This is a genomic window from Aureicoccus marinus (assembly GCF_002954325.1).
GTDB lineage: Bacteria > Bacteroidota > Bacteroidia > Flavobacteriales > Flavobacteriaceae > Aureicoccus > Aureicoccus marinus.
Genome location: NZ_MQVX01000001.1, coordinates 45,255 through 56,133 on the forward strand (window position 1 = coordinate 45,255; position 10,879 = coordinate 56,133).

Consider the following 10,879-nt stretch of genomic DNA (forward strand, 5'->3'; position numbering starts at 1 on the left):
AGCAAGCCACATTATTTTGTTGTGCAAAAATAAATATGCCTATTCCGATTCCCGCTCTGAAAACCGAAAAACATAACGCTAAAAAAATGGGGCTAGTATCTCTTTATTCGTATTTTGCTTTTTCAAATGGGCTGTAAAATATGCAGTTCAACTAAAATTGCAGAATTAGAACACGAAAACATTGTATGTGGCGTTATAGTGCATGATATTTGCGCGCGAGCGAGAACTAAACGTCTGCCTATTACGTATAACTACACTACTAATCCTAATCATGTAGAAAATGAAAAAGATATTGGTTTATGCCCTACTCCTGTCTGCTTGCGCTCTAAAAGCACAGGAAACCAATCGCGTTATCACAACGGCCGTACCTTTCCTTACCATCGCCGGTGATGCTCGTTCTTCCGGAATGGGCGATATGGGAGTTGCGACCTCTGCTGATGCCTTTTCGGCTCAATGGAACGCTGCGAAAATGGCCTTTTCTGACCAAAGAATGCACATCGGTGTGAGCTACACGCCTTACCTAGAAAGTATTGTAAATGATGTTTCTCTTTTATCGGCCAACTTCACCAACAAGATTGACGACAAGTCAGCCTTCGGTTTGAGTTTGCGCTACTTCGGTCTGGGAAGCGTAGAATTGCGTCAGACCATCGACCAAGTGGCGACCATCGTCAAGCCAAACGAATTGGCTATTGATGGTCACTATGCCTTGAAGCTCAGTGAGACCTTCTCTATGGCTGTTGGTGGACGATTTATCAGTTCCAACCTGCGGTTTCAAGAAGGAACACAGGATTCTCAAGCGGCGAACTCTTTTGCTGTCGACGTTTCTGGTTTCTACCGCTCTCGTGAAATGGCCTACAACAGCTTTGACGGACGTTGGAGAGCAGGTTTCAATATCTCCAACCTTGGAGGAAAGATTCAATACGATGAAGGAGGTCAAGAAAACTTTTTGCCGACTAATCTGAAACTTGGAGTTGGATTTGATTTCATCTTTGACCAAGACAATGTTTTGGGACTACACACCGAATTCAACAAACTTCTCGTTCCAACTCCTCAGGATTTTGACGGAGATGGTGATATCGATTCAGAAGACAACAACACCTACCAGAACATCTCTTTCTTTAACGGAGTGTTCGAATCTTTCGGAGATGCCCCTGACGGATTCAGCGAAGAGTTGCAGGAAGTGACTCTGGCCTTAGGTGCAGAGTACAAGTACCAGGACGCTTTTATGTTGCGTGCCGGTTACTTCAGCGAAAACGAAAATAAAGGATTCCGTCAGTTTTTCACTTTGGGTGCTGGCTTTAAGTTCCGTTCTGCTCAGGTAGATTTGTCTTACCTGTTCTCTACTTCACAGGTACGTAACCCGCTGGAGAACACCTTGAGATTCTCTCTCACCTTTGGATTGGGAGAAGAGTTTTTGAACGACTAACGAGGTCCTTCTTACAAGAGATTAGAAACCCACCGGTCCGGTGGGTTTTTTTATGAAAACGAGCTGCAGAAACAAATTTGTGAAACCTCTACAAATCTTTTTGCAAAACAGATATAGTTGTATTTTTGTTTTCTTTGAAAATTAGCTCTATTTCAAATTTCGATACATGAAAGAAATCACCCAGGAAGTTTACCTCAAGTGGTACGAAGACATGCTCTTCTGGAGAAAGTTTGAAGACAAGCTCGCTGCTGTCTATATCCAACAAAAGGTTCGCGGCTTTTTGCATCTCTACAATGGTCAAGAAGCGGTTCTTGCCGGATCACTCCACGCTATGGAGTTGGGTAAAGACCGAATGATTACCGCTTATCGAAACCACGTACAGCCCATCGGTATGGGAGTGGATCCCCGCAAGGTAATGGCCGAACTATACGGTAAGGTTACCGGTACCTCAAAAGGGATGGGAGGATCTATGCACATCTTTTCGAAGGAACATGGTTTTTTTGGTGGACACGGAATTGTAGGAGGTCAGATTCCGCTGGGTGCGGGAATGGCTTTTGCTGATAAGTACTTCAAGAGAGATGCTGTAACCCTCTGTTATATGGGAGACGGGGCCGTTCGTCAGGGGTCTTTACACGAGACTTTCAATTTGGCCATGCTGTGGCAATTGCCAGTTGTTTTCATCTGTGAGAACAACGGGTATGCGATGGGAACTTCGGTAGAACGTACAGCACACACCACTGATATTTACAAATTAGGTCTTGGGTATGAAATGCCTTGTGGAGCAGTAGACGGAATGGATCCGGCTGTTGTTGCTCAAGAAGTTTATACAGCTGTGGAACGTGCGCGTTCTGGAGGAGGACCCACTTTCTTGGAAATGAAAACATACCGCTACCGCGGACACTCCATGTCTGATGCGCAGCATTACCGTACCAAGGAAGAAGTAGAGGAGTACAAGAAAATCGATCCAATTACTCAGGTAAAGGAACACCTTCTTGAGAATGGCTTCGCCACCAAAGACGAGATCAAGGAGATCGATCGCCGTGTGAAGAGTTTTGTTTCTGAATGCGAGAAGTTCGCTGAGGAGTCTGATTACCCACCGGTAGAACAACTCTACAACACCGTTTACGAACAACAAGATTACCCCTTTTTACCTCATAAACTCTAGTTAAGCACTATGGCAGAGATTATAAAAATGCCCCGCTTGAGCGATACCATGGAAGAAGGTGTCGTGGCCAAGTGGTTGAAGCAAGTAGGTGATTCGGTCGAAGAAGGAGATATCCTTGCCGAGATCGAGACAGATAAAGCAACCATGGAGTTCGAATCCTTTTACGAGGGTACCCTTTTGCATATCGGTATTCAAGAAGGGGAAGGAGCTCCTGTTGACGCTCTTTTGGCCATTGTTGGAGAAGAGGGTGAAAATATTTCTGCCCTTCTCGGGGGAGGTGAGTCTCCTGCCGCTCCAGCCGGGAGTGTTATTGAAGAAGATTTTAGCGCAGAAGAGCAAAACAGTTTGGATTCTGCTTTGGGTCAAGCGACTTCTGAGCCAGCACCCGCTGCTGCTCCGGCTGCCATTCCAGAAGGGGTTGAAATCGTGAAAATGCCACGATTGAGTGACACCATGGAAGAGGGAACGGTCGCTTCCTGGCTAAAACAAGTGGGTGATGAGGTGGAAGAAGGAGATATCCTTGCCGAGATCGAGACCGATAAAGCAACAATGGAATTCGAGTCTTTCTACTCTGGAAAGCTCCTTCATATAGGTATTCAAGAAGGAGAGTCAGCTCCTGTAGATTCTGTATTGGCTGTGATTGGACCAGACGGTACTGATGTTACTGCCGTTCTAGCAGGAGGAAGTGCTCCTGCCGCCGCTCCAACAGAGCCTGCCGCTCAAGAGGCCCCAACCGCTCCATCCGCTCCAGCTCCTGCTGCGCCTGCCGCAGCTCCTGCGCCTGCCGAGACTTCATCTGGAGATCGTCTATTTGTTTCTCCGCTTGCTAAGAAAATGGCAGAAGAAAAAGGCATCAACCTGCAACAGGTTAAAGGAAGTGGAGACCACGGCAGAATTGTGAAAAGAGATATTGAAACATTCGTGCCTGCAGTTAGTGCACCAGCACCGGTTGCTGCTCCTGTTGCCGCGACTGCTCCAGCTCCAGCTGCACCAGCACCGGTCAGTTTGCCTGGTGGTACCGAAGGATCTCGCGAAGAGAAAAATTCTCAAATGCGCAAGGTGATTGCTAAGCGTTTAGGAGAGTCCAAGTTCAGTGCACCGCACTATTACTTGACCATAGAGGTTGAAATGGATAACGCCATTACTTCCAGAAAGCAAATGAACAACCTGCCCAACACCAAAATTTCGTTTAATGATATGGTGTTGAAGGCTTGTGCAATGGCCCTCTTGAAGCACCCTCAGGTCAACACCAGTTGGAATGGGGATACTACCCGTTACTACGACCACGTACACATGGGTGTTGCCGTTGCCGTTGACGAAGGACTCGTCGTTCCTGTGCTAAAACATGCAGATCAAATGAATCTGAGCCAGATCAACGCCCAGGTCAAAGATATGGCGGGTCGTGCTCGGGATAAGAAACTCACTCCTCAAGAAATGGAAGGCAGCACCTTTACGGTGTCAAACCTCGGGATGTTTGGTATTGTGGAATTCACCTCTATTATCAACCAGCCGAATTCCGCTATCCTTTCTGTTGGAGCTATTGTTCCTCGTCCAGTGGTGCGCGAAGGCGAAATCGTGGTGCGCAGCATCATGAAGCTGACCTTGGCTTGTGATCACCGTACGGTAGATGGCGCCACCGGGGCTCAGTTCCTGCAAACCGTCCAAGCGTATTTGGAGAATCCGGTTATGATGTTGGCCTAAGTCATAAAAAGACGTGAAAAAAAGCACCTTCTGAAGGTGCTTTTTTATTTTTATAGGCATCACAAACACACAAGAAAATGAAACAATTGCTCAGCCTCTTCTCCGGTCTCCTCTTATTGGGAGCCTGCGGGAGTTCACAAAAGACCAGCAAAGAGCCTCAAGAAGTAGATCCTAGTACATCCCAAGAAGTGCAAACCCATATGGATTATTTGGCTGCGGACGCTTGGCTGGCCGGGAAGCCGGTACTCCCGGGATTGAATTGGCTGCAGTGTATATCGAAAACTTCTTCAAAAAGCACGGCATCCAACCTTACTACCCTGCTTTTCGGGATACCCTGACCAACTTTGAGCCGACGGCTTTTAATGTGGTGGGTTATTTGCCCGGTTCGGATCCTTCTTGGGATAAAGAAGCCATAATTATAGGAGCTCATTACGACCATATCGGGATGGGTAAACCTGTCGATGGAGACGAGATTGCCAATGGGGCCAACGACAACGCCACCGGAACCACAACCGTTTTGGAGCTTGCTCGGTATTTCGCCCAACGCAATAACAACAAACGTCCTTTGATTTTTGTCCTATTTAGTGCTGAGGAAAAAGGCCTTCTCGGCTCAAGACATTTGGCGGCTAGAATGAAGAAAGAAGGGCTAAGCCCCTACTTGGTCTTGAATTTTGAAATGACAGGCGTTCCCATGGCGGATAAGCCTTACCGAACCTATTTGACCGGATACAAAATGTCAGACCTGGCCCAAAAAATGAATGCTTATGCCGGGGAGGAATTGGTTGGTTTTTTACCTACGGCAAAAGCCTACAACCTCTTTATGCGTTCTGATAATTACCCTTTTTACGAGGAATTTCAGATTCCGGCGCACACCTTTTCAACCTTTGATTTCACCAATTTTGATCACTACCACCAAGTGGGGGATGAAGTCAACATCATGGATATGAATCACATGAGTGCATTGATCAATGCCATGGCTCCTTCGATAGAGCAATTGATTAATGACGCGAGTAAAGTAAAAATGGTCGATGGCGACAATAGTAGTAACGGGATGTAGCCGAGGGATTGGTTACGAGCTCATTCAAGTACTGAGCGAACAGGGGCACCGGGTTTTTGCCCTTTCCAGAAATCAAGGCCCAATCAATGATCTCAACCTCCAAGGGGTGGAAGGATTAGAATGCGATGTAGCGAATGAGGCGCAGCTTCAACAGGTCAAGGATCGCTTGTCTTCTGAAGGACCAATCCATGCCTTGGTGCACAATGCAGGTCGCTTACTGAACAAGCCATTTCTGGAAATTGAGTCCGATGAGTTCGAGGAGGTCTACCGGGTGAATGTCTTTGGGGTGGCTCGTTTGACACAGCTCGTCCTTCCTCTGATGGATGGGGCAGGGCATGTGGTCAACATCAGCTCTATAGGGGGTGTGCAAGGCAGTGTGAAGTTTCCCGGTCTTTCGGCCTACAGTTCGAGTAAAGCGGCCCTTATTGGCCTTACCGAGATGTGGGCAGAGGAATTCAAGGAAGAGGGTCCAGCCTTCAATTGCATCGCTCTGGGAGCGGTGCAGACCGAAATGCTGGAAGAGGCTTTTCCGGGTTATCAGGCCCCTGTAGGTCCTCGTGCTGTAGCCGAGTACATTGCTCACTTTACCCTGACGGGTCAGGAATTGTACAACGGCAAAGTCTTACAACTGAGTAAGAGCGTTCCTTAGTAAAATATCCTTTACTTTGTATTCCATGGAGGAAGTCTTGCAGCGCCATTTGCCCCCACAGGCCGTACAAAGCTGTATGGAATTGATCAAAACGCATGGCGTTCATTTGAAGATCACTCCTTTGCGCAAAACACGCCACGGTGACTACCGCCGTTTAGCCGATGGCCGGCACCTGATAACCGTCAATGCTTCCGGAAATCCCTACCGATTCTTAATAACCCTGATTCACGAAATAGCGCATTTGGTTGCCTTTGAACGCTACGGGAGAGGGATTAAGCCGCACGGGAAGGAGTGGAAGTATTGTTTTCAAAAATTAATGCTGCCTTTTATTCGCCCCGAGGTGTTTCCGCAAAAGTTGCTGCCCGTTTTGGCCAGGCACTTCAAGAACCCGCGAGCGACCAGCAGTACCGATGCTCAACTGTCCCTGGCTCTCAAGGCTTTTGACCCCCAAGAATCCTCCCAATCCGTCATTCAGGAAATCCCTTTGGGATCTCAATTCAGAGCAGCCAATGGGAAGGTGTTTTTAAAAGGAAATAAGCGCGTGAAGCGTTATGAGTGTAAAGAGCTTCAAACCGGCCGCATGTACTTGTTCCAACCTCATGCAGAGGTGGAGCTGATTGCATAATTTTTATACAGTTTTGGAGTTAGCAGATAGAAACCAACAATAAAATAGAAAAAGAAATGAATTCAAATTATTACGCAGTGCTTATGGCAGGTGGTGTGGGATCGAGATTTTGGCCCGTCAGTACCTCGACTTATCCCAAGCAGTTTCACGATATGCTGGGAAGCGGCGACACTTTGATTCAGAAAACATTTAAGCGGTTGAACCGATTTATTCCGGCAGAGAATATCTTGATCTTGACCAATGTAGCTTATAACGATATCGTTTTGGAGCAGCTGCCGGCTGTTAAGCCTGAGCAAGTCGTACTGGAACCGGCGATGCGCAATACCGCACCTTGTATACTTTATGCCGCCCTCAAGATTCAGAAGATGAATCCAAATGCCGTAATGATCGTGGCACCCAGTGATCACTGGATAGAAGATGAGGCAGCTTTTGAGCGCGATGTGAAGCAGTGTTTTGATAAATGTGAAAAGGAGGAAGTCCTCTGTACATTGGGTATTCAGCCGACCTTTCCCAATACCGGTTTTGGGTATATCGAATTTGACAAGCAGAGTCCTGAAGGACTTAAGAATGTGGTTCAATTTAGAGAGAAGCCAGACATCGAGACGGCGAGAGAATTTTTGACTCAAGGGAATTTCTTGTGGAATGCGGGGATTTTTATGTGGAGCGTAAACTGCATTGTGAATGCCTTCGAAAAACACCAGCCAAGCCAACACGCCCTTTTCTGCTCGGGAAACGAGGTGTATAATACTTCGGAAGAACAGGCTTTTATCGATGAGAATTACCCTAAGGCAGAGAATATCTCGATCGATTACGCTATTTTAGAACAGGCCGAGGCGATCTATACCCTCCCTGCCACCTTTGATTGGAACGACCTGGGAACCTGGGGAGCGCTCTATGACAAGCTGGATAAGGACCAGTATCAGAATGCCGTTGTACAGGGCCGAACCGTTCTTAAAGACTCCAAGGGCAACTTGGTAAGAAGCAGTGCCAATCGCATTGTTGTGTTGGACGGGCTAGAAGATTTTATCGTCGTAGATCACGACGAAGTGCTCTTGATTTTCCCCAAATCAAAGCAACAAGAGATCAAACAAATTCGCAACGAAGTAAAAGACGAATTTGGGGATCATTATGCTTAGAACCCTATGAGTGAACATCTATTCGCTGGGCCGCAAGGACCCAAGGGCGATGAAACGCCAGAATCCACAGAAGAGGTAAAGAAGGACTTTAAAGGATTTGTAGAAAGTTCCCGGAAGTTTTTGCAAGAGCTTTTGGAACTGAGGTCCAATACAGATCAAGCGGCCACCCGGGAATCCATTATTGCGGATATCCCCTTTAAAGGCCATACCTCCTGGATTTTGATTTGTTCCATCTTTATCGCCTCTATTGGGTTGAATGCAGATTCCACAGCAGTAGTGATCGGAGCGATGTTAATCTCTCCACTTATGGGGCCTATTCTGGGTACCGGAATGTCTTTGGCGATCAACGATATTGATCTGATGCGCCGTTCCCTGCGGAACTTCCTGGTTATGGTCGTCTTGAGTGTCCTGACCGCTTTTTTGTTCTTCGCTATTTTTCCGCTTAGAGATGAGTCTTCCGAACTCTTGGCTCGAACCAAGCCGGACATTCGGGATGTGCTGATCGCCTTTTTTGGTGGATTAGCACTCGTCATTGCCCGCGCGAAGAAGGGAACCATCGCCAGCGTGATATTTGGGGTAGCGATTGCGACCGCCCTGATGCCACCCCTCTGTACAGTGGGTTATGGACTGGCTGTCCGCCGATTCGACTTTGCCTTGCAGGCCATGTACCTCTTTACCATTAACAGTGTCTTCATTGCTTTGGCAACCTATGTAGTAATCAAGTACCTGCGATTTCCGATGGTGCGTTATGCCAATTCCCAGCGCCGTCGATTAATCGCCCGCATGATTACCATTGTCGGTTTTGGAGTGATGATCTTTCCGGTCTATACCTTCTACAAGGTTTTGCAAGAGTCTTTGTTTGAGCAACAGGCGCGAGAATTCCTAAAGGAAACAGCAGAAACACACCCTTATCAGGGCAGCACCCGATACGAGGAAGACCTGACCAAGATCGAATACAACTCAGAAGAAGGCTCTTTAATTGAAATTACCCTACTGGGTAAGGAAGGGGTAGACGAAGAGGTCGAAAATGCCTGGAGAGCCAAACTGCAGAAGTTCGATCGTCTGGAAAGCTGTTCTTTCCAAATCTTTCAGGGAGGGGAAGGGCAGGCGGCCAAGGACTATCAGTACTTGCAGGAACTTTATACCAACCAAAAGGAAACCATGAGCTCCAAGGAGGATCGCATTCGCGTTCTTGAAGAAGAAGTAGGTCGTTTACGAGCTAGGACTTTTGAGGAGTTCGATTTTAGCCAGATCAGCAAAGAAAGCCTGATTAACTACCCGGATTTGGCCAGTTTGCGCTTTGCTTATGTTCAACAGTTTGATGTGCAGAAACAGGTCAAAGACAGCCTGCCTGTACTCGATACCCTCCCTGTTTTTGAGGTGCGTTGGAAAGAAAGCCTTAAAGCGGCTGATCAGCCAAAACAGTGGAACAAATGCAAAAATGGCTACAAGAGCGTTTAGCGAATAAGAAAATTCAGGTGATTACCCTCTCCAACCTTTAGTTGCGTTCTTCGATATACATCTGACGTACCTTCTTGAAGAGCTCTGAAGAGTATACAAAATCAGTAACCGCTTGGTTGTCGGTTTTAAAGATCTCTTTGTTGGTTCCTTCCCAAGCCTTTAATCCATCTTTGAGGAAAAGAATTTTTTGTCCGATCTCCATGACCGAGTTCATGTCGTGGGTATTGATGACCGTGGTGATGTTGTATTCCTGGGTAATTTCCTGAATCAGATTATCAATTAAAATAGCCGTTTTGGGATCTAGTCCAGAGTTGGGTTCATCACAGAATAGAAAGTTGGGATTCATCACAATAGCCCGTGCAATGGCGACACGCTTTTGCATCCCACCTGAGATTTCGGCCGGAAATTTTTTGTGGGCATCAATGAGGTTCACCCTCTCGAGAACGGCATCTACGCGGTCCTTCATTTCGCCCTTACTCTGGTTGGTAAACATCTCTAAGGGGAAAGTAACGTTTCCTTCCACCGTCAAGGAATCAAATAGGGCACTGCCCTGAAAGACCATCCCCATATTTTGTCGGAGTTCTCGGCGATCTGCCTTGTTGAGGTCTGCATAGCGGTCTCCGTCGTAAATAATGCTTCCCTCTTCCGGCTCGAAAAGACCCAAAAGACACTTGAGGAAAACCGTTTTACCCGAACCACTCTGACCGATGATCAGGTTCGTCTTGCCTTGCTCAAAGGTGGTTGAAATCCCTTTGAGTACGTGGAACTCTCCGAAGGACTTGTGTATGTTATCGACTTCGATCATCCGAGCAAGAGTTGGGTTAGGGTATAGTTGAGAATGATAATAACCACAGAGGTCCAAACAAAGGAAGTTGTGGCGGCCTTTCCTACTTCAAGAGCTCCACCTTTCATGTAGTAGCCGTGAAACGAAGGAACCGTGGCGATCACAAAGGCAAAGACCAGGGTCTTGATCATGGCATAGGTGACATGAAAAGGAATGAAATCAATCTGTAATCCTTTGGTGAACTCCGCACTTGGGGCAAACTCTCCAAAAACGGCGGCTACCCATCCACCCAATATGCCCACATACATGGCAATGGCGACAGCAAAAGGATACATCATCATCGCGATAATCTTCGGAAAGACCAGGTAATTGATCGAGTTGACTCCCATAACTTCCAAGGCGTCAATCTGCTCGGTTACCCGCATGGTTCCAATACTCGAAGTGATGTAGGATCAACTTTTCCGGCCATGATGATGGAGGTGAAAGTGGGGGCAAATTCCAGAATTACCGATTGGCGGGTGGCAAAGCCAATCAGGGCTTTGGGTAAAAAAGGAGAAGTGAGGTTCAGAGCCGTTTGTATGGTGACAACTCCCCCGATAAAGAAAGCAATGAATACAATGATTCCCATGGAACCATAGATCAGTTCGTCGATTTCTTTAAAAATGAGGTTCCGCATGATGCCCCATTTGGTGCGCTTACGGAAGACCTCAAAGATCATTAAAAAGTACTTGCCAATGGCTTCGATATACTTCATGCCTTGCTTCTGGGGTCAGAATCAAAAATACACATTATGACCGGCTTTTAACCTTGTCTTTAAGTTAGATCTGACGGAAGGAGTAGATTTGTAAAAGTATTGCTGCATTGTCAGTGAATGC

Annotated in this window: 9 protein-coding genes and 1 pseudogene; 8 read left to right on the forward strand and 2 right to left on the reverse strand. The window is 46.9% G+C overall.

Annotated elements, in window-relative coordinates:
- Positions 1–280 precede the first annotated feature (280 nt).
- The 8 genes from porV to BST99_RS00240 all read left to right on the forward strand — a co-directional run bounded on the left by porV (position 281) and on the right by BST99_RS00240 (position 9,220).
- Positions 281–1,426, forward strand: a complete 1,146-nt coding sequence (gene porV, locus BST99_RS00205) for a type IX secretion system outer membrane channel protein PorV (protein WP_105000007.1) — start codon at positions 281–283, stop codon at positions 1,424–1,426.
- Positions 1,427–1,592: 166 nt separating this feature from the next.
- Positions 1,593–2,591, forward strand: coding sequence for a pyruvate dehydrogenase (acetyl-transferring) E1 component subunit alpha (gene pdhA / locus BST99_RS00210; RefSeq protein ID WP_105000008.1), 999 nt, complete (start codon positions 1,593–1,595; stop codon positions 2,589–2,591).
- Between the two features lie 9 nt (positions 2,592–2,600).
- Positions 2,601–4,292 (forward strand): pyruvate dehydrogenase complex dihydrolipoamide acetyltransferase, encoded by a 1,692-nt coding sequence (locus BST99_RS00215; protein ID WP_105000009.1) that lies wholly within the window; start codon positions 2,601–2,603, stop codon positions 4,290–4,292.
- 223 nt (positions 4,293–4,515) lie between these two features.
- Complete coding sequence (locus BST99_RS00220) at positions 4,516–5,349, forward strand: M20/M25/M40 family metallo-hydrolase (protein WP_245916140.1); 834 nt, start codon at positions 4,516–4,518, stop codon at positions 5,347–5,349.
- Entirely contained in the window at positions 5,321–5,998 is a 678-nt protein-coding gene (locus BST99_RS00225; protein WP_105000011.1) for an SDR family NAD(P)-dependent oxidoreductase, read from the forward strand. The genes BST99_RS00220 and BST99_RS00225 overlap by 29 nt, the downstream gene beginning before the upstream one ends.
- Before the next feature lie 25 nt (positions 5,999–6,023).
- A complete protein-coding gene (locus BST99_RS00230; RefSeq protein WP_105000012.1) occupies positions 6,024–6,623 on the forward strand; it encodes a SprT-like domain-containing protein in 600 nt (199 codons plus the stop codon).
- Positions 6,624–6,679: 56 nt separating this feature from the next.
- The gene (locus BST99_RS00235) at positions 6,680–7,759 is read left to right on the forward strand and encodes a mannose-1-phosphate guanylyltransferase (protein WP_105000013.1); all 1,080 of its coding nucleotides are present in this window, start codon (positions 6,680–6,682) and stop codon (positions 7,757–7,759) included.
- A gap of 6 nt (positions 7,760–7,765) precedes the next feature.
- On the forward strand, positions 7,766–9,220 hold the full coding sequence (locus tag BST99_RS00240) for a DUF389 domain-containing protein (RefSeq protein WP_317046080.1): 1,455 nt from the start codon (positions 7,766–7,768) through the stop codon (positions 9,218–9,220).
- Between the two features lie 37 nt (positions 9,221–9,257).
- On the opposite strand, the gene BST99_RS00245 is transcribed toward BST99_RS00240, so the two are convergent.
- Positions 9,258–10,025, reverse strand: a complete 768-nt coding sequence (locus tag BST99_RS00245; protein ID WP_105000014.1) for an ABC transporter ATP-binding protein — start codon at positions 10,023–10,025, stop codon at positions 9,258–9,260.
- A pseudogene (locus tag BST99_RS00250) lies at positions 10,022–10,758 on the reverse strand (MlaE family ABC transporter permease). Before BST99_RS00250 ends, BST99_RS00245 begins: the two are co-directional and overlap by 4 nt.
- Positions 10,759–10,879 lie beyond the last annotated feature (121 nt).